The organism is Klebsiella sp. CB_Kp196, from assembly GCF_040061575.1.
Taxonomy (GTDB): domain Bacteria; phylum Pseudomonadota; class Gammaproteobacteria; order Enterobacterales; family Enterobacteriaceae; genus Klebsiella; species Klebsiella michiganensis.
The window spans coordinates 22,806-40,477 of record NZ_JBEAFH010000055.1 but is presented as its reverse complement, the minus strand read 5'-3'; the positions used below and the strand labels follow the sequence as shown (position 1 = coordinate 40,477).

Annotated in this window: 18 protein-coding genes, 1 pseudogene and 1 riboswitch; of the genes and pseudogenes, 5 read left to right on the top strand and 14 right to left on the bottom strand. The window is 54.9% G+C overall.

Translation table 11 applies throughout. From position 1 onward, the window contains the following. Positions 1-134 precede the first annotated feature (134 nt). The 3 genes from ABLU87_RS19570 to hxpB all read right to left on the bottom strand — a co-directional run bounded on the left by ABLU87_RS19570 (position 135) and on the right by hxpB (position 2,395). Positions 135-725 carry a metal-dependent hydrolase gene (locus ABLU87_RS19570; protein WP_122116713.1) on the bottom strand — a complete coding sequence of 197 codons (591 nt, stop codon included), beginning with the start codon at positions 723-725 and terminating at the stop codon, positions 135-137. Between the two features lie 91 nt (positions 726-816). Further along, positions 817-1,578, bottom strand: coding sequence for a 2-dehydro-3-deoxy-D-gluconate 5-dehydrogenase KduD (kduD, locus tag ABLU87_RS19565; protein ID WP_014228989.1), 762 nt, complete (start codon positions 1,576-1,578; stop codon positions 817-819). A 148-nt stretch (positions 1,579-1,726) separates the two neighbouring features. Further along, a complete protein-coding gene (hxpB, locus tag ABLU87_RS19560) occupies positions 1,727-2,395 on the bottom strand; it encodes a hexitol phosphatase HxpB (RefSeq protein ID WP_025106974.1) in 669 nt (222 codons plus the stop codon). Positions 2,396-2,524: 129 nt separating this feature from the next. On the opposite strand from hxpB, the gene ABLU87_RS19555 reads away from it, so the two are divergent. Then, positions 2,525-3,061 (top strand): YniB family protein, encoded by a 537-nt coding sequence (locus ABLU87_RS19555; RefSeq protein WP_009653426.1) that lies wholly within the window; start codon positions 2,525-2,527, stop codon positions 3,059-3,061. Between the two features lie 32 nt (positions 3,062-3,093). Here the strand turns inward: ABLU87_RS19555 and yciA are convergent, their stop codons facing one another. From yciA to ABLU87_RS19530, 5 genes are all read right to left on the bottom strand, one after another. Continuing rightward, positions 3,094-3,492 (bottom strand): acyl-CoA thioester hydrolase YciA, encoded by a 399-nt coding sequence (gene yciA, locus ABLU87_RS19550; protein WP_004850109.1) that lies wholly within the window; start codon positions 3,490-3,492, stop codon positions 3,094-3,096. Between the two features lie 98 nt (positions 3,493-3,590). After that, positions 3,591-5,783 (bottom strand): TonB-dependent siderophore receptor, encoded by a 2,193-nt coding sequence (locus ABLU87_RS19545; protein ID WP_196942127.1) that lies wholly within the window; start codon positions 5,781-5,783, stop codon positions 3,591-3,593. A 182-nt stretch (positions 5,784-5,965) separates the two neighbouring features. After that, positions 5,966-7,282 carry a voltage-gated chloride channel family protein gene (locus ABLU87_RS19540; RefSeq protein WP_122117900.1) on the bottom strand — a complete coding sequence of 439 codons (1,317 nt, stop codon included), beginning with the start codon at positions 7,280-7,282 and terminating at the stop codon, positions 5,966-5,968. A 79-nt stretch (positions 7,283-7,361) separates the two neighbouring features. Further along, positions 7,362-7,423: riboswitch (Fluoride riboswitch) on the bottom strand. 99 nt (positions 7,424-7,522) lie between these two features. Beyond that, on the bottom strand, positions 7,523-8,062 hold the full coding sequence (locus ABLU87_RS19535; RefSeq protein WP_004101360.1) for a septation protein A: 540 nt from the start codon (positions 8,060-8,062) through the stop codon (positions 7,523-7,525). A 52-nt stretch (positions 8,063-8,114) separates the two neighbouring features. After that, on the bottom strand, positions 8,115-8,858 hold the full coding sequence (locus ABLU87_RS19530) for a YciC family protein (protein WP_004850117.1): 744 nt from the start codon (positions 8,856-8,858) through the stop codon (positions 8,115-8,117). A 313-nt stretch (positions 8,859-9,171) separates the two neighbouring features. Between ABLU87_RS19530 and ompW the strand changes: the two genes are divergently transcribed. Beyond that, positions 9,172-9,810 carry an outer membrane protein OmpW gene (ompW, locus tag ABLU87_RS19525; protein WP_004121296.1) on the top strand — a complete coding sequence of 213 codons (639 nt, stop codon included), beginning with the start codon at positions 9,172-9,174 and terminating at the stop codon, positions 9,808-9,810. 121 nt (positions 9,811-9,931) lie between these two features. On the opposite strand, the gene ABLU87_RS19520 is transcribed toward ompW, so the two are convergent. After that, entirely contained in the window at positions 9,932-10,177 is a 246-nt protein-coding gene (locus tag ABLU87_RS19520) for a YmjA family protein (protein ID WP_014228996.1), read from the bottom strand. A 524-nt stretch (positions 10,178-10,701) separates the two neighbouring features. Beyond that, positions 10,702-11,325 (bottom strand): LuxR C-terminal-related transcriptional regulator, encoded by a 624-nt coding sequence (locus ABLU87_RS19515; protein WP_025106977.1) that lies wholly within the window; start codon positions 11,323-11,325, stop codon positions 10,702-10,704. A 310-nt stretch (positions 11,326-11,635) separates the two neighbouring features. Between ABLU87_RS19515 and ABLU87_RS19510 the strand changes: the two genes are divergently transcribed. Next, positions 11,636-12,529 (top strand): helix-turn-helix domain-containing protein, encoded by an 894-nt coding sequence (locus ABLU87_RS19510; protein WP_224225757.1) that lies wholly within the window; start codon positions 11,636-11,638, stop codon positions 12,527-12,529. 80 nt (positions 12,530-12,609) lie between these two features. Here ABLU87_RS19510 and ABLU87_RS19505 read toward each other — a convergent pair. Beyond that, positions 12,610-13,203 (bottom strand): annotated as a pseudogene (locus tag ABLU87_RS19505) (SDR family oxidoreductase); the annotation flags it as partial. On the opposite strand from ABLU87_RS19505, the gene ABLU87_RS19500 reads away from it, so the two are divergent. Beyond that, positions 13,204-14,001 (top strand): LysR family transcriptional regulator, encoded by a 798-nt coding sequence (locus ABLU87_RS19500; RefSeq protein WP_241181430.1) that lies wholly within the window; start codon positions 13,204-13,206, stop codon positions 13,999-14,001. 154 nt (positions 14,002-14,155) lie between these two features. Here the strand turns inward: ABLU87_RS19500 and ABLU87_RS19495 are convergent, their stop codons facing one another. Beyond that, positions 14,156-15,103, bottom strand: coding sequence for a zinc-binding alcohol dehydrogenase family protein (locus tag ABLU87_RS19495; protein WP_348866005.1), 948 nt, complete (start codon positions 15,101-15,103; stop codon positions 14,156-14,158). Positions 15,104-15,180: 77 nt separating this feature from the next. On the opposite strand from ABLU87_RS19495, the gene ABLU87_RS19490 reads away from it, so the two are divergent. Further along, positions 15,181-15,636 (top strand): MarR family winged helix-turn-helix transcriptional regulator, encoded by a 456-nt coding sequence (locus ABLU87_RS19490; RefSeq protein ID WP_046878276.1) that lies wholly within the window; start codon positions 15,181-15,183, stop codon positions 15,634-15,636. A 31-nt stretch (positions 15,637-15,667) separates the two neighbouring features. On the opposite strand, the gene trpA is transcribed toward ABLU87_RS19490, so the two are convergent. Then, positions 15,668-16,477 (bottom strand): tryptophan synthase subunit alpha, encoded by an 810-nt coding sequence (gene trpA / locus ABLU87_RS19485; RefSeq protein ID WP_014229003.1) that lies wholly within the window; start codon positions 16,475-16,477, stop codon positions 15,668-15,670. Then, positions 16,477-17,670, bottom strand: coding sequence for a tryptophan synthase subunit beta (trpB, locus tag ABLU87_RS19480; RefSeq protein WP_014229004.1), 1,194 nt, complete (start codon positions 17,668-17,670; stop codon positions 16,477-16,479). The genes trpA and trpB overlap by 1 nt, the downstream gene beginning before the upstream one ends. Positions 17,671-17,672: the final 2 nt, after the last annotated feature.

The window sequence follows — 17,672 nt, the reverse complement described above, 5'->3', positions numbered from 1 at the left end:
CCCCGTTCTCCTGATATCTTTTATTACCGGGCTGGTCAATAACCAGCTCTTATGACGGCAAGGGTAGCAGAAGGCGTTATTCGTTACTTATATTCAAATGGAATTGATTATAACCAATTGAATAATCCGCTGGTTTATCGTCCAGTCTGGTGGCTAATTAAGCGATTAAAGGTGGTTTGCAAAGAATTAATCATGTCCGATGACCAGCGAATGGCGCTGTTTTCGGCAACGTTTTGCGGCATCCATACGGCATAGATAAACAGCGCCATACACAGCGCGCGCTCCAGCTGGTTACCCTTGCGCGGTGCAAGCAGGGGCAGGCGAAAACGCCAGCGGCAGGGCCAGAGCAGCGGAACGCCTGCCGGGGTGAGCATGTCGGCGAGAATATGGCTGAGGTAGCCAAGAACCAGGCCCTGAACCGCATCTGCCGGCACTATCCAGCTTTCCGGTACTTTCAATGAGAAAATCGCGACCGCGCCAAAGACCACCAGCAGGCTATGGGTGAAGCCGCGATGGCCAAAGGCGCGCGCTATCGGTTTTGATATCCAGCTTAATCGCTGACCGAGAAACGACTTAGGGTGATCGATATCCGGCAGCAGACAGGTCAGGATGGCGGAAGGAACGATGTGCCACCAGTCGCCCTGAGCCAGCACGGGGGTCAATTCCGCGTTTTTCGCAAATACCGCACAGGCGATAGAGAAGAGGAGGTGGCCTTCCGCCGTCATGATAAACACCCTAAACTGTCAATTCATACAGTATAGGGTTTTTATACAGTGTGCGGAAGAGGTGACGGTGTAACTCTTTGTCACAAAAACATCAGCGTGCCAGCCAGCCGCCATCTACCGCCAGCGTAAAGCCGCTAATGTAATCCGCCGCCCGGGAGGCGAGAAAAACGACCGGCCCCTGCAGGTCATCCGGCACGCCCCAGCGCCCGGCCGGAATACGATCGAGAATCGCTTTGCTGCGCTCGGCGTCTTCACGCAGCTGCTGAGTATTGTTGGTAGCCATGTATCCCGGGGCAATGGCGTTAACGTTGATGCGATGCCCCGCCCATTCGTTGGCCATCAGGCGGGTAATGCCCAGTACGCCGCTTTTTGACGCGGTGTAGGAGGGTACCCGAATCCCCCCCTGAAAGGAGAGCATTGAGGCAATGTTAACGATTTTCCCGCCGTCACCCTGCTGAATAAACTGTCTGGCGACCGCCTGTGAAAGAAAGAACACCGACTTCAGATTCAGGTTAATCACCTCGTCCCAGTCTTTTTCGCTAAAGGAGAGCGCATCGGCGCGGCGGATGGTTCCCGCATTGTTGACCAGAATATCTACCCGGCCCATGGCGGCCACGGCCCGATCGACAATGGTTTCAATCTCATCCTGCCGGCTCAGATCGGCCTGAATAGCGGTAAAGCGTCGGCCCAGCGCCTGAACCTTCTCTGCGGTTTCATGGGGGATCCGGCGATTCACGCCGACGATATCGCACCCGGCCTGCGCAAGGCCCAGCGTCATTCCCTGGCCCAGCCCGGTATCACAACCCGTCACGATAGCGACCTTGCCCGTAAGGTCAAAGGCGTTCAGTACCATATGCACCTCTGTATGCTGATTTCACGCGTTAAATAACGCCGTTGAGACAAGCATAGAGGGCGGGAGAAGAAAAAACAAATAAAAATGAAACGCTGTTTTAATTTTGTGATGATGAGACGGTGCCGCTATCTCATCATCAGCGGCAGGATTAACCGAGCAGGTCGCTCAGGGTGAGGGATTCAAGGGTGGCAAGCTTCACGTCCGCCAGCACGAAGCGCGGATCGCGGCTGTTTTCCGCTTCCGGTACGACGATAGATCGCATTCGGGCCGCTTTGCTGGCAATCATGCCGTTAACCGAGTCTTCCAGCGCCACGCAGTGCATCGGGCTGACGCCGAGTCTGGCGGCGCAGTCCAGATAGACCTGCGGGTGCGGTTTGCTGAACGGCAGCCCTTCGGCGGAAGCGAGGGCGTCAAATTGATCGCGCAGTTCAAACATGGTGAGGACTTTTTCCAGCATCCGCAGCGGCGAAGCCGACGCCAGGCCGATTTTCAACCCCTGGGCTTTGCACATCGCCACCGCTTCCCGCGCACCGGGGAGGAGCGGACGCGCTTCTTCCACCAGCTGGATGGCGCGGTTGATGATCCGCGCGGTGACTTCGGCACGATCCGGGCCTTTCCACGGCTGCTGGGCAAACCACAGATCGACGACTAAATCGATGCGCAGCCCCAGGATATCGGGCATTTCATGGCGGCGGCTGATATCCACCCCGAGGCTTGCCATCACCTCCAGCTCCGCTTTATCCCACAGCGGCTCAGAATCAATCAGTAAACCATCCATATCAAAAATCGCGGCGTGAATCTGGCGCCTGGCTGACATAAGTCCCTCTCCTGTAGCGTAAGTAGATAACGAATCGGCACTCATGGTATATCATACCGCGCATTATTGGGCGAAATTCGCCGACGAAGGTAGACTTAGGGTAGACAGGCGTCTTAACAAGGGGAACCCATGACGTATCAACAAGCTGGACGCGTTGCAGTACTTAAACGTATTTTGGGGTGGGTGGTATTTATCCCGGCGGTTATCTCGACGCTGATCTCCGTGCTGAAGTTTATGTACGAGCACAGTGAGAAAAAACCGGGCATTGACGCGGTGATGATGGACTTTGCTCATGTGATGATTGAGATGATGCGTTTCAATACGCCGTTCCTGAATTTCTTCTGGTACAACTCGCCGCTGCCGGACTTTAAGCACGGTATGAATATCGGCTTCTGGGTTATCTATATTCTGGTGTTCGTCGGCATGGCGCTACAGGCCTCCGGAGCGCGGATGGGGCGCCAGGCGAAGTTTCTGCGCGAGGGCGTTGAGGATCAGCTGATTCTGGAGCAGGCGAAAGGGGCCGAAGGGCTGACGCGCGAACAAATCTCTGAACGCGTTGTGGTGCCGCGCCATACCATCCTGGTGCAGTATTTTCCGCTATACGTCCTGCCGGTTATTATTATTGTGCTGGGCTACTTCTTCTTCTCTTTACTCGGCTTTCTGTAAAAGACCGGCCCGGAAGCGCCGGGCCGGCAGAATTACTGGGCGGGAAGGGCGCGCGGTTTACCCTCATTATCTACCGCGACGTAGATAAACAGCGCTTCGGTTGCTTTGTAGCGCTGGCCGATGGGTTCAGACGACACCTTCTTGACCCACACTTCCATATTGATGGTTATCGACGTATTGCCGCGCTTCACGCAGCTGGCGTAGCAGCACACCACGTCGCCGACCGCGACCGGGCGTAAAAAAGTCATGCCGTCGACGCGCACGGTCACGACGCGACCGTGGGCAATCTCTTTGGCCATAATCGCCCCGCCAATATCCATCTGCGACATCAGCCAGCCGCCGAAAATATCGCCGTTAGCGTTGGTGTCCGCCGGCATCGCCAGGGTGCGTAATACCAATTCGCCCTTCGGCGTAAGATCTGTTGTTGTCATTCTATACTCTGTACTAGTCAAAGATGATCAGGCGGATGCTACTATGAAAATGACGCTGAGAGAATAGGGAATACGCCCGCGATAGCGGGCGTGAGGGGTTAGAAGGAGATCGTGACGCCAGCGTAGTAGGCGCGACCCGGTTCGTTATAGGTCGAAGCCCCTTCGTTTTCACGATAAATTTGCTTATCGAACAGGTTACTGATCCCGGCGTTCAGGCGCAGATCTTTCATTAGCTGATAGTTACCGCCGATACCAATCACGGAATAGGAGCCCACTTCATTGGTGGCCAGTACGCCGTTTTCAGTACGAATTTCCGCATATTCCCGCGGTTTCTGCCGACCGTACAGAGTCCAGTTGACGTTCGCCGAAAACTTGCTGGTCACCTGCCAGTCGAGCAGGGTATTGATGGTGTATTTCGGAATAACGGACAGCGGGTTTCCGGTATCTTTGTTTTCCGATTTGATCATATAAGTGGCATTGGTGCGCCAGCTGAGCGTATCGGCAATGACCGGAACCAGCAGCGTGCCTTCAAGGCCTTCGACGACCGCTTTCCCGCCGTTCTCCCACTGCAGGATATTCGCCCCGGTAGCGGTATTACCCAGTATCTCGGTGCCGGAGACGATCTTGTTTTTGTAGTCGTTGCGGAACCAGGTGACGCCGGCGTTATAACCGTTCAGGTTAAACTCAAGGCCAATCTCCTTATTGATGCTGATTTCCGGATCGAGGTCCGGGTTACCCAAAAGATAGCAGTTGCCATCGGCAATACTTATCGGGCAGCCGTTGCCCCGCGTAGAAAGCAGATAGCCTTCGCTCGACTGATACAGGTTCGGCGCTTTAAATACCCGGGCGATGCCCGCTTTGACCTTAAACATATCGCCCAGATCCTGCGACAGGTTCAGGCTCGGGCTCCAGTTGCTGCCGAAGTCGTTATGATAGTCGAAGCGCAGACCCGGGATAATATTGGTGCCCGGCGTCGCTTCGATATTGTCTTCCAGATAAATACCGGTCAGGGTGGCGCTGTTTTTAGGGCTGCGTTGTGAAGGATCGCCCGAAATCCCGGGGAGAGCATCCGTGGTGGTGGTGGCCTGCATGGACGCCGGATCGTTTAGCTCATCGCGATTCCATTCCATGCCCAGAGTCAGGGTCTGTTCAGCGAGCCAGTTGAAGGGGAGATTCACCTCTGCGGTTGAGCGCCACGACTCCAGGCGGCTGGTGTCATAGACATCGCTATTGATCATCCCTTCAACGCGGCCGGTGGTGCCCTCCTGCAGGCGGGTATTGTTGGTTTTTTCGTAGTAGACGCCCGCCTTCGACTGGCCCCAGTCCCAGATCCCGTTGTAGGTCAGGCCCCAGGTCTGCCGATATAGCCGGTTGGTTTCCTGACCGTACAGCGTATCCACCAGGCCATTTGGGCTCATATTGCTGTTGCTGTACTGCGTATCGCCGGCATAAATATTGCCCTGGCGGCTATAGGCGTAGCTAAAATCCAGGATCTGCTGCGGCGTAACTTTCCACGACAGCAGGGCGTTAATATCTTTGTTGCGTACCCCTTCGCGGCCCGCCGCGTAAGAGCCATTTTGCGCGCGGTTAATATCCCAGGCATCGGGCTCCGTTTTGTTAATGTTGCCGTACAAACGCATGGTCAGGGCATCTCCCGCCAGCGGTCCGTTGAGGCTGAAGTTAGCTCGGTTGGTGGCGCCTTCTTTATTATTTTCCGGCTGATTGGTATACAGCGAAAGCGAGCCGTGCCAGTCGTTGGTGGGGCGTTTGGTGATGATATTGACAACGCCGCCCGCGGCGCCTGAGCCGTAGCGCGCTGCGGCAGGGCCGCGCAGAACTTCAATGCGTTCCACCATTTCCGGCGGTACCCAGTTGCTGTCGCCGCGGGTATCGCGCTCGCCGCGCCAGCTATAGCGCACTGAATTGCGGGAGGTGACGGGCACGCCGTCGATAAGAATCAGCGTGTTTTCCGGTCCCATTCCGCGAATGTCGATCTGACGGTTGTTGCCGCGGCTGCCGCTGGCGCTGTTGCCGGTCAGGTTGACGCCGGGCATTTTACGGATGATTTCTGAGAGATCGTTAACCGGGGGATCTTTAGCAATATCTTCCGCAGTGATGATCGAGACGCCCGGCTGCTGCTTCAGCGCCTCTTCGGCGGTGCCATGAACCACCATGGTCTCCGTATCCTGTTCCACCTCTTCGGCGAAGACCCCTGGGCTGAGTAAGCCTGCAATGGCCAGGGCCAGGGCCAGGGCCAGGGGCGTTGCTATGTGATTTTTCTGCGTTCTCATTATAAATATCCATATCAAATCATGAAAAATTGAGATCGAGAATATCAATGATAATCATTATCGTTTCAATAAAGCGATGCTAATCTCCATTAAATCCTCACAATTGCCGCAACTTTCCGGCATGTGGTAGATATCATGAAGAAACCGGCGAGCCTGCGCCCTCCGGTTTCCGGGCGCGTTCGTCAGGAGGTGGGGGGGGCGTTGTCGGTTTTTTGACGGCGTGTTTGCGATTGGTACCATGCCGGGAGCTCAGCCAGTCTGATGCCGGTCGGGACATAGCTTTGTTTCAGGCAGGCTATGCGCTGGGAACGATAAATACCGGTATAGCCCGAGACCAGCCATGCCACCACGCAGGCCAGCGCCGCGTAAACACCGATTTCCGCGCCAAACAGCTCAATTGCCATCAGCGTCGAGGCGATGGGGGTATTCGCCGCACCGGCAAAGACGGCGACAAAACCTATCCCGGCCAGAAAACCTGGCGGCATATGCAGCAGCGGCGCCAGAGCATTGCCCAGCGTCGCGCCGACGTAAAACAGCGGGGTGACTTCGCCACCTTTAAATCCGCTGCCTAAAGAGACAACGGTGAAGATCAGTTTGCCGAAGCAATCCCACGGCGCCAGCGGATGCTGGAAAGCGTCCACTATCACCGGTATGCCCAGGCCAATATAGCGCTCTCCGTGCAGCAGCCAGACGGCGCCGGCAATCGCCAGTCCGCCAATAAACGGCCGCAGCGGCGCGTAGTGAATCCGTTTTTTCATCAAGGCGCCGACCGCATGCGTGCTGTCGGCGAAAATGCGCGCCGCGAGGCCAAAGCAGCAGCCGGCGATAATGACGGCCAGCAGCGTCCAGAGCGTCAGCGTGGGAAAGCCGGTAATAAAGTAGTGCGTATGCTGCACGCCCCACATGATGCCGACCCGATCGGCGATAATCGCCGCAAACAGACAGGGAAGAATGGCGCTGTAGTCCATCCGTCCGATAGCCAGGACCTCGAGCCCGAATAGCGCTCCGGCGAGCGGGGTACCGAAAACCGAAGAGAAACCGGCGCTGATCCCGGCCATCAGTATCATTCGCCGGGCATCGTCGTTAAGGCGGAAAAGGGCCGTAAAACGGTCGGCAATCGAGGCACCCATCTGCACCGCCGTGCCTTCACGCCCGACGGAGGCGCCAAACAGATGAGAAACAACGGTGCCGAAAAAAACCAGCGGCGCCATGCGCAAGGGAATGATGCGCTGAGGGTCGTGAATCTCTTCCAGAATCAGGTTATTGCCGGCCTCCACGCGGGTGCCGTAGCGCAGGTAGATCCAGCTGACGGCAAAACCTGCCAACGGCAGGAGCCCGATAAGCCAGAGGTGAGCTTCACGCGTTGCCGTGGCCCACTGCAGTGAGAAAAGAAAAAACGCCGATGCCGTACCCGCCAGCACCGCGATGATAAAGGCGAGGAGCAGCCATTTTCCGAGGAAGAAAAGCAGAGAGAGTGATGAAAAGCGGTTTGCACGCATCGTCAGTTCCTTAGAAGATTAACCTTCCCGGACGCGGTGCCTGCAATTCAGATATGCCTGCCCATTCCCGGTCCGGGAATAAAAAGCAGGCATCATTAGCCACATGGCGGTTCAAGGAGGAATGCCATCTCCTGTGAGAAATAGCTTACATTACGAATCGTTTCAGCTGAAGCGATTTATGCGGAGAGGGGAAAAGCGAAGAACACGGCACGCCGTCCGGCGTGCCGTGGGAAAGCCAGCTTAGTGGTTGTCGTCCTGCGGCATATGACGATAGATATACACGCCGCTCAGCAGGGTGAATACCAGCGTCAGGGCGGTCAAACCAAAGACCTTGAAGTTGACCCAGATATTCTGCGGCAGCCAGAAAGCGATATAGATATTCGCCAGTCCGCAAAGGATGAAAAACACCGCCCAGGCCAGATTCAGACGCGACCACACCTGCTGCGGCAGCGTCAGCTCTTTACCCAGCATGCGCTGGATCAGCGGCTTCTTCATCACCCACTGGCTAAACAGCAGCGCGCTGGCAAACAGCACGTAGATAACCGTCACCTTCCATTTAATAAACTCATCGTTATGGAAGAAGATGGTTAAGCCGCCAAATACGGCCACCAGCACAAAGGTAATCAGCGCCATTTTCTCGACTTTACGATAGCGCACCCAGCTGTAAATCAGCACGATGGCGGTAGCGATAATCAGCGCGGTCGTCGCGGCGTAGATATCATAAAGCTTGTAGAATGCGAAGAAGACTACCAGCGGTAAAAAATCCAGAAACTGCTTCATACATCGATTCCGTCGTTCAGGTTGGGGCAGGGAGCACCCGCCCCGGATTAGGTTAGTTACGAATGAGCATATACAAGCGAAATAAATAGATCAGCAACAATGCGGAGATAAGATTGCTGAGGGTATTTATTACCACCGCGCCAACGTTTGGCGTCAGGACCGCGAAGCTGGAGGCAAACAGCAGCAGCAGCGTTTTCGCCAGCAGCCAGCCGATAATGGCCGGCGCCACCAGACGTACGTTGGCCCAGGCCAGACGCATACTGCTACGCATGGCGCTGAAAATCCCCATTTTATCCTGCACCAGCATAACCGGTGCGAAAGAGAGCACGATAGCCAGCAGGACGCCCGGCACCACCACCAGCATCATTCCCATCTGCACGATAAACGTCGTCAGCAGGATCAGCAGCAGCAGCTTTGGCAGCACCGGCGCAGAAGCGCCAATCGCGCGCAGGGCGCTGACTCGCTGGCCGGCGGAGACCATCTGAATCATGAGCAGAACGCCGCCGGCAAGAATGGCGTTACCTACCAGCCCTGAGAAGGTAGAGGCCGCAGACGCGCGCAGCAGGATTTGCTGCTGCTCCGGCGTCATGCTCTGGACCAGTTCAAACAGCCCGCCGCTACCCGCCAGGCTATCGCCCTGGCTCAGTATTGACAGCTGCTCTTCACTGGGTGAAAAGGCATGGCCAAGTACTACCGTAATGAACGCGCATAGCAGCGCAATCAGCAGGATAGTAACGAACTGATTGCGGAAAAAGTTCCCGGTGTCACGGTAGACGGACTTCGCCGTGATAGACATGCATTCTCCTTGAGTATTGCAGGTGTTAACTAGCCGGCGATTGTACCGCAAATCGCGGCTGGGTAGCAGTCTCTGCTCCTGCAGGCTAAGTATATCTTTGTAAATAGAAGAGGAAATCAGCGACGCGCTGCTTTGAGTGTCATAAAGGAAGAAATTTGATACGACACGCTTCTCACTGATTGTATTGAGAAAGTGAAAATTAATCTGGATCAATAAATGTTAAATTTGCCCACTTAATGTGATCTATGTTGGATCAAACATACTTCAATGTGGGTATATTCTGGCGCTGAATAACCATAATGAGGAAGTGGGTATGAAAAAGTTAGCAGCGGCGGTTGTTATTCTGAGCAGTCTTTCCGGCAGCAGCGTCTGGGCGCATGAAGCCGGTGAATTTTTTATTCGCGCGGGTTCGGCAACGGTCAGACCGACCGAAGGCGCGGGCGGCACGTTAGGCAGCCTGGGGGGCTTTAACGTCAGCAATAATACGCAACTGGGTTTGACGTTCACCTATATGGCAACGGATAACATCGGCGTTGAACTGCTGGCCGCCACGCCGTTCCGCCATAAAGTCGGGACCGCGGCAACCGGCAATATTGCGACCGTTCACCATTTACCGCCGACGCTCATGGCGCAGTGGTATTTTGGCGACTCCAGCAGCAAGCTGCGTCCATACATTGGCGCGGGTATCAACTACACGACCTTCTTCGATGAGAGCGTGAACGATACGGGTAAAAAGACCGGCATATCCGATCTGAGCCTGAAAGACTCCTGGGGGGCGGCGGGACAGGTGGGGATGGACTATCTGATTAACCGCGACTGGCTGATTAACATGTCGGTGTGGTACATGGATATCGACACCACCGCCAACTATAAGCTGGCGGGCGCGCAGCAGCACGACAGTATTCGTCTGGATCCGTGGGTGTTTATGTTCTCTGCCGGATACCGGTTCTAAAGTCTCAGGTAAAGCTGGTCGCAATGACCAGCTTTATTGCACGTCCCGACGCGAAGTCCGCAGCTGCGATTGTCGATGCGTCATTTGCCGCAAGCACTCCGCGGAACGTCCGCGTCAACCGCTACTCATTACCCCATTTATTCAGGAATACCGCGATATCATCGATGCGCTGCCGATCGATGCCCGCTTGTATGGCCATCTCTCCCTGCGCCTCCTCGCTGATTTCTTCGTTATTCATCAGCCGCGTAATCAGCAGTTGAAAATAGCGCGCCAGGGGCTCACGTTCTGACTCGCTGACGGGCTCGGCGGACTCCGTCGAATACTCATCCGCAATGTCGTAATATTTCAGTGGTACTTCCTCGTGCATAAATCGCTCCCGGTTGACGTTGTGCCTGTATTTTCTGGCTTGAATAATATCACCCCTGCCTGGCTTTAGCTCAGGAACGCCCGGAAAAACGTATGACTAGCCCACACTATGCGCAACGGGAGGGTAACGCCCCGCCATCGGGGAGTAAGGATGTTCGTGCGACATGCGCTGGCCTTTATTAAGGCTATTGGTACGGTTGTTCCGTTTGGAGAGTTATTAAACATCTGGTTTCTAATGCTATGTTATTTGAGCTGCACGTTTAATGAGAAAACTCTTGCCGCGACACCATCGATTCTGAAATAAAAGCAAATGGCTTGTTGGAATAATACGCCGTGCTCTATGATGCCTCTGCCTGTAAATGTCTTTTCTTTTATATCCAGGGTGTTTTATGAGTAATTTACTTCTTTTATTTATCTCCATCTTGCTATTGGTTATTTCCGTATACAATGGCGTGGCTTATTTTAATGAGATCAGAAGACGACGTAATGTGTTTCGTTGCTTTTATACTTCTGACGATCGTGACGCTAGGTCATAAACTGTTTTCTTTTCTCTAGCACGTTTAGAAACTTATTAAGATCGGTATTGCTTTCAATCTTAAAGTCATGCATGACATTTTTCTTGTGAGAATACACTGTTTTATAGTTAATGTTCAATTTATTTGCGATTTCCAGCTGGTTAAGCCCAAGACTCAGGGCATAGACGACCTTTGACTGCGCCTGGGTAAGCGATTTACAGGGACAGTTAATGCAGCGGCTAGTCTGCGGGCGATATCCTGTTTCATTGTCCGTCCAGGTGAATGCATAAACATGAAGTTTTATTTTATTTCTTATCGCCGGAAGCGAATCACCTTTATATAAAAACAAACAATCTTTAGTACAGTTGGGGAGTTCACTTTCCGAACATTGATTTTCCCTTTCCTGAATAATAAATAGTAAGCTTTTCGTGGTTTTATATTTCAACTCATCATGACATAAAAATATTTCTCCGGGTGCCATTTCGGTGAATATGATGTGAGCCTCTGCGATGTTACCGGGGGTGTAGCTATCTACAAAAATGAGGTTTTCCTCGTGGGCTACGCTTTCCTGCATCAGCTGCTTGATGGCATATCGGGTGTAGATATTTTTGGTATTGATTAAAATGGTTATCATAAATAAAGATTCACATGCTTATGAATAAATAAATCAGAATTAAAATAGTGTCAGGGCCTGATGATGGCCATACGTAAAACTAAGAGGTCTAACGGTAATGAGTGGTTTAACAAACTGCAAATAAGATATTGTAGAGTTTTTTAAAAAGCAATATTTCTATAGAAAATGAGAATTCAGATATTTTTCATAGGAAAAATCTTATCTTTCAAATAGATAATAAGCCTTTTTGGGTTTTTTAACTGAGATCGTTTTTATTTATTTTTGTCGTGCACGAAAAGCTTAGTGTCCGTATTGCTTTACTGGTAAGATTTTGGCTGAGGATGAATTGATCAGGGTATTCTTAAAAGCAATGAAACGGGCAATTTTTAATGAGGTGGTGGAGTGGATTGAATCCCGCCTGACAATCAATCCGTCCGTTGATGATATCGCCTGTGGGGTTGGGTATTCCCGGCGTTTTGTTTATAACCTGTTCCATGAGCAGGCCGGCCTTCCCGTCGGGAAATATATTCGCATGCGCAGAATGACGCTTGCCGCCGGTAAGCTAAAGCTGACTCAGCAATCAATTTCATCGATTGCCTGTTTACTGCACTTTGATTCTCATCAAACCTTTTCCCGTGAGTTTAAAAAAACCTTTGGGCTTAGTCCCGGAGCGTACCGGGATTCGACCTGTTGGGATATGTCGTTACTTTATCAGAAAGTGGCACCGCAGGGCGGCGGCGTACCGGCACCTTACCTTTGTTTTCTTGAAGAGCAGTCGTTTGCTGGATATGGATTCAACTATACGCTATCTCTGACTGATGATATCGCTACGCGAAAAGAGGTCACCCGGAGAAAAATTGCCGGCGGCGCGACAGGCGCAGACCGCGATATCTACATTCTCTCTGCATGTTCTCCCGCTGCGCACAATATATATAAAACAGCGATCAATGGATTCATCGGCACACCGTTTAATTCGCGGGTGGCTTCTTTTCGTGAGATACGGGTCGCTAAACGTGGGCTATACCTTGGTCTTGAATTTAGTGGCTCATGGGAAGAATTTATTTTTCTTTCGAATCATGTGTATCTGAAATACCTTCCTGAACTGGGGCTGTATCGACGTGAAGGTTATGATATCGAACGTTTTGTCCCTCAGGAAAATATTGCTTTAGGAAACGACCGGCCCATTTATACCCTGCATTATTATGTCCCGGTCGGTTATATTTAGATGATGGCAGCTTTGCCCAGTAAAAAGCGAAAATTGACTGCCATGAACCCGTCTGCAGGCCATTAATACGCATAGACTTATCACCACGGCACGTGATATCCGCGATAATCCAGATACTCTAATCCGGGACGATTTTGTTTTTCCAGCAGCACGTTCACCAGCGAGGGGATGGTCTCCGCCATGGTGAGCGGGGAGCTCTCGCCGCCAAGAGCCGTGCGGATCCACCCCGGCGCCATGACCACCATAGGATGCGATACGCTGGCAGGGCGGGCGGCAAAGCTGCGCATAAACATATTCAGCGCGGCTTTGCTCCCGCGATACAGCTCGCGCTGCCCGCCGGTATTATTGCTCAAACAGCCTTGTCCTGAAGACATAACGCCAATCAGCCCCTGCGGCAGCACCAGCGCCTGCAGATTTTCTATGACCCGCATCGGCGCGAGCGCGTTGGTCAGCATGACGTGAATAAACTCTTCCGTCGCGATCTCGCCGATGGTTTGTGTGGGATCGCGGTTGGTGGTGCCCGCATTGACGAACAGCATATCCAGCACGCTATCGGCAAGCGCATTGCGCAGCGCCGCGATCCCGTCGCTATCACAAATATTCAGCGCCTCAATGCGCACCCGTCCAGGATAAGCCTCGGCCAGATGGTGCAGCGGCGTCGTTTGTGAGAGATCGTGAGCCGCACGCTGACGCGCCTACGGCAGGTCACCGGCGACCCGCTACTGGTCAGAGCCGGGCGAAACATGGTGCTGACTCCGCACGCAGAAAGTCTGCAGGCGCGGGCAAAAAACGTTGTCTCCGAGATGCGCGCGGTGCTCAACGCTTCGCCTGCGCCGCTGAGTTTATCGACCCTCGAGAAGCAATTTACTTTGCGTACCAATGAGGGATTTATAGACGCTTTTGGCCCGGCGCTGGTGAACGCCGCCGCGCGGGAAGCACCGGGCGTGACGCTGGAGTTTGTCGCTAAGCCGGAGAAAGATGCCCGATTTTTACGCGAGGGGCGGGTGGACCTGGAAATTGGCGTACTGAAAAATATGGGGCCGGAGATCCGCCTGCAGGCGCTGTTTCGCGATCGTTTTGTCGTCGCGCTGGCCAAAAACCATCCGCTGGCCGCCTTTGCCGACATGTCGCGGGAACAATTTGTTTCCGTGGGGCACGTCATTACCTCCCGTCGCGGGTTGATACGCGGGCCGGTTGATGACGCGCTGGCGGCGTGTGGCATGCGCCGCAGGATTGCCGCGGTGGTGCCTGGTTTTTCCGCCGCGCTGGCCGTGGCCCGGGATTCTCAGCTCATCGCCGTTGTCCCGGCCTCCTGCCTGCAGAGCGCGGCGGGAAAAGAGATGGTCGCTTTTCCTCTCCCGGTGAGTACGCCGGAGATAACGGTGTCACAAATGTGGCATCCTCGCCACGAGCATGAATTGGCACATCGCTGGCTAAGGCAGCTGGTGCGCAGAGTGTGTCGACAACCATAAAAAAAGCCCGCACAAGTGCGGGCAAAAATACTGGAAGCAATGTGAGCAATGTCGTACCGAATACCTGAGCTGTTTGCTCAACTATTCAGTAATGAGAAAGATAATATTTCTCATTTAAGATATCAACCCCAACTTTTGTGCAGAAGCGATTTTTTTAATCGACGACAAAGACGGTGCGTTTCTGGCTGTCGTCCTGCGGCCACGCCGTGGCGACCTCGCGAAGCGGCCGGGGAGTCGTGGCGATAGTCAATCCGCCGGCGACGGCGGCCTGCAGCATCTCCCCGGTGGCGGCCAGCAGCTGGGGCACAGAAAGGCTGCCAATTCCGCTGCCCATCAGCTGCAGCGGCGAGGAGCGTAGCACCGCGCCATTGAGAGAGATATCGGCGGCGGAAAGGGAACCGACCTGAATAAAACGTACCGGCGCATTTCCTGGGCTGTGTTTTGCCAGCGCTGGCAGCAAAAGTTCGGCGCTACGTCCCCACAGATAATCGACGACGACATCAATCTGCTGCGCCGCCAGCCCGGCAAACTGCGTCCGTAAGTCCGCCTCATCCTGACTTAAGTTAACGGTTTCATCAGCGCCGAGGGCGGCCAGCTTCTCCACGTTTCGCCCGCAGGCGATCACTTTTCTGGCGCCGAGAAAACGGGCGATTTGTACCGCCAGCTGCCCGGCGCTGCCGGTGGCGCCGTTGATCAGTACCGTTTCCCCGGCTTTCATCGCGGCGCGTTTGACCAGCGCGGCCCAGGCCGACATCCCCGGATTAGCCATTGCCGCGGCGGTGATATAGTCCAGCGCATCCGGCAGCGGCAGACAGTGGTTTAAGGCGACGGGAGCCCGTTGCGCCATGCTGCCCCAGGGCGCGACGGGGAAGGCGAAATAGACGCGCTCTCCGCCGGGTAAGATACCGGTGCCGTCGATACCCGGGACAAAAGGCAGGCGGCCATCGAAACTATAATGCTTACCGGAGGCCCGGCCTTTCACTACATGACTGATGGCGGCGGCCCGAACCTCGACTAACGCCTGATGCTCACCGGGCTGCGGATCGCGAAAATCGGACCACACCGGACTCTGCTGCAGGTCAAAAACCACGGCTGCTTTCATTGTCTTCTCCCCCTGTGGGATAGTTATGTGTAAAATGCACGTATCTGATAACGGCACTATACCCGGTTAACTAATATATGCAAGATGCACATAATAATTACGACATCAGCGGCTTTCACGGCGCGCTGCTCGATATCATCAGCGTGATGAACCAGCCAATGCGTGACGAGCAGATACTGCAGGCGGCTGGGGTCCAGCTCGATCGGATCCTCTTCCCGCTGCTGGTGGCAATAGGGCGCAGGGGACCCGTTGGGGTCGTTGAACTGGCGGATAGCCTCGGTCGCGATTACACCACCGTCAGCAGGCAGGTGAAGAAGCTGGAAGCGCAGCAGCTGGTACTCAAGCAGCCCAATGCAAAAGATCGCCGGATTAGCGAGGTGACGCTCAGCGAAGCGGGGCAGGCGATGATCGATCGTATCGCGGGAGCAAGAACGCGGCTGATGAATGAGGTGCTGGCCGGATGGACGCAAGAAGAGGTGATGGCGCTGTTTCGCCTGACGCGTAAATACGCCGACAGCTTACAGCTGAAATAACCGCCCGGCCCGGGGCCGGACGGTAGGTACGTTAAGCCGCTTTAGTGGCGGCTTTCAGGCTTCGGGCGAAAGCCTTGAGTTCCGCCAGCATGGCCTGCGGGTCGTTCACGTTCCGCTCGATGATTTTGACGATGGCTGAGCCGGAAATCGCGCCGGCCGCGCCGGCCTCAATCGCGGCGGTAACCTGCTCCGGCGCCGAGATGCCAAAGCCCTGCAGCGGCGGCGCGGCGTGGTACTCGGCCAGCTTTTCAATCAGATGATGCAGCGGCAGCGCGGCGCGGTTTTCCGCGCCGGTCACGCCCGCCCGCGACAGCAGGTAGGTATAACCGCGACCGTAAGAGGCTATCTGGCGCAGCAGATCGTCATCGGCATTGGGCGGGCAGATGAAAATCGGCGCGATATTGTGGCGCAGCGCGGCCTGGCGGAACGGCGCGGACTCTTCCACGGGAACATCGGCAACCAGCACGGAATCGACGCCCGCGCGTTCGCACGCGGCGTAGAATTCATCGATGCCGGGGCTGAACACCAGGTTGGCGTACATCAGCAGGCCGATAGGAATGGTAGGGTGTTTCTGGCGAATCGCCGTCAGCATTTCGAAGCACTGCGCGGGGGTCACCCCGGCGGCAAAAGCGCGCAGGGTGGCGTCCTGAATGGTCGGGCCATCCGCCAGCGGGTCGGAGAAAGGAATGCCCAGCTCCAGCGCGTCGGCACCGGCTTCAATCAGCGTATCGATAATTTTCAGCGACTGTTCCGGATTCGGATCGCCGAGGGTGACGAAGGGAACAAACGCGCCTTCCCGGCGAGCTTTCAGTTGTGCAAACAGCGTCTCATAACGTTCCATCAGATTTCCCCTCGCGCTTTTAAAATATCATGTACGGTGAAGATGTCTTTATCGCCGCGGCCGGAGAGGTTAACCACCAGCAGCTGCTCTTTTTCCGGGTTTTCACGCATCATTTTCAGCGCGTGCGCCAGGGCGTGGGAGGATTCCAGCGCCGGGATAATCCCTTCATGGCGTGATAGCTCTTTAAAGGCCTCCAGCGCTTCGTCATCGGTAATCGACACGTAATCGGCGCGGCCAATGCTGTTTAAATAAGCATGCTGCGGGCCGACTGACGGGAAATCGAGCCCGGCGGAGATGGAGTAGGACTCCTCAATCTGGCCTTCTTCGGTTTGCATCATCGGCGATTTCATACCGAAGTAGATGCCCACACGACCGTGCTTAAGCGGCGCGCCGTGCTCGCCGGACTCAATACCGTGACCTGCCGGCTCCACGCCAATCAGGCCAACGGCGGTTTCGTCGATAAAATCGGCGAACATGCCGATAGCGTTCGATCCGCCGCCGACGCAGGCAATAACCGCATCCGGCAGGCGACCTTCTTTCTCGAGGATCTGCGCTTTGGTCTCTTCGCCAATCATGCGCTGGAATTCACGCACGATGGTCGGGAACGGGTGCGGGCCCGCGGCGGTGCCGAGCATATAGTGGGCTTTTTCGTAGCTGCCGGACCAGTCGCGCAGGGCCTCGTTGCAGGCATCTTTTAGCGTAGAAGAGCCGCTATGAACCGGGATCACTTCCGCCCCCATCAGGCGCATGCGGAAAACGTTCGGCGACTGGCGTTCGATATCCTTCGCGCCCATATAGATGCGGCACTTCAGGCCGAGCAGGGCGCTGGCGAGGGCTGAGGCCACGCCGTGCTGACCGGCGCCGGTTTCGGCGATAATTTCCGTTTTGCCCATCCGTTTCGCCAGCAGAGCCTGGCCGAGCACCTGGTTAGTTTTATGCGCACCGCCGTGCAGCAGGTCTTCACGTTTCAGATACAGCGTCGTGCGGGTGCCTTCAGTGAGGTTGCGGCATTTGGTCAGCGCCGTCGGACGACCGGCGTAGTTTTTCAGCAGGTCGGTAAATTCGGCCTGGAATGCCGGATCTTTTTGCGCGCTGACGAAGGCTTCTTCCAGCTGGCGCAGGGCGGGCATCAGGATCTGCGGAACGTACATCCCGCCGAATTCGCCAAAGTAGGGGTTCAGTAAAGTACTCATTA

Bases quoted from the DNA above. Each gene is read 5' to 3' on its own strand.
- yciA (WP_004850109.1), bottom strand. From the start codon at position 3,492: ATGACAACAACAGATCTTACGCCGAAGGGCGAATTGGTATTACGCACC.
- ABLU87_RS19535 (WP_004101360.1), bottom strand. From the start codon at position 8,062: ATGAAGCAGTTTCTGGATTTTTTACCGCTGGTAGTCTTCTTCGCATTC.
- ABLU87_RS19495 (WP_348866005.1), bottom strand. From the start codon at position 15,103: ATGAAAGCAGCCGTGGTTTTTGACCTGCAGCAGAGTCCGGTGTGGTCC.
- hxpB (WP_025106974.1), bottom strand. From the start codon at position 2,395: ATGTCAGCCAGGCGCCAGATTCACGCCGCGATTTTTGATATGGATGGT.
- ABLU87_RS19555 (WP_009653426.1), top strand. From the start codon at position 2,525: ATGACGTATCAACAAGCTGGACGCGTTGCAGTACTTAAACGTATTTTG.
- trpA (WP_014229003.1), bottom strand. From the start codon at position 16,477: ATGGAACGTTATGAGACGCTGTTTGCACAACTGAAAGCTCGCCGGGAA.
- ABLU87_RS19540 (WP_122117900.1), bottom strand. From the start codon at position 7,282: ATGCGTGCAAACCGCTTTTCATCACTCTCTCTGCTTTTCTTCCTCGGA.
- ABLU87_RS19490 (WP_046878276.1), top strand. From the start codon at position 15,181: ATGCAAGATGCACATAATAATTACGACATCAGCGGCTTTCACGGCGCG.
- ABLU87_RS19545 (WP_196942127.1), bottom strand. From the start codon at position 5,783: ATGAGAACGCAGAAAAATCACATAGCAACGCCCCTGGCCCTGGCCCTG.
- ABLU87_RS19515 (WP_025106977.1), bottom strand. From the start codon at position 11,325: ATGATAACCATTTTAATCAATACCAAAAATATCTACACCCGATATGCC.
- ABLU87_RS19530 (WP_004850117.1), bottom strand. From the start codon at position 8,858: ATGTCTATCACGGCGAAGTCCGTCTACCGTGACACCGGGAACTTTTTC.
- ABLU87_RS19520 (WP_014228996.1), bottom strand. From the start codon at position 10,177: ATGCACGAGGAAGTACCACTGAAATATTACGACATTGCGGATGAGTAT.
- kduD (WP_014228989.1), bottom strand. From the start codon at position 1,578: ATGGTACTGAACGCCTTTGACCTTACGGGCAAGGTCGCTATCGTGACG.
- ompW (WP_004121296.1), top strand. From the start codon at position 9,172: ATGAAAAAGTTAGCAGCGGCGGTTGTTATTCTGAGCAGTCTTTCCGGC.
- ABLU87_RS19570 (WP_122116713.1), bottom strand. From the start codon at position 725: ATGACGGCGGAAGGCCACCTCCTCTTCTCTATCGCCTGTGCGGTATTT.
- trpB (WP_014229004.1), bottom strand. From the start codon at position 17,670: ATGAGTACTTTACTGAACCCCTACTTTGGCGAATTCGGCGGGATGTAC.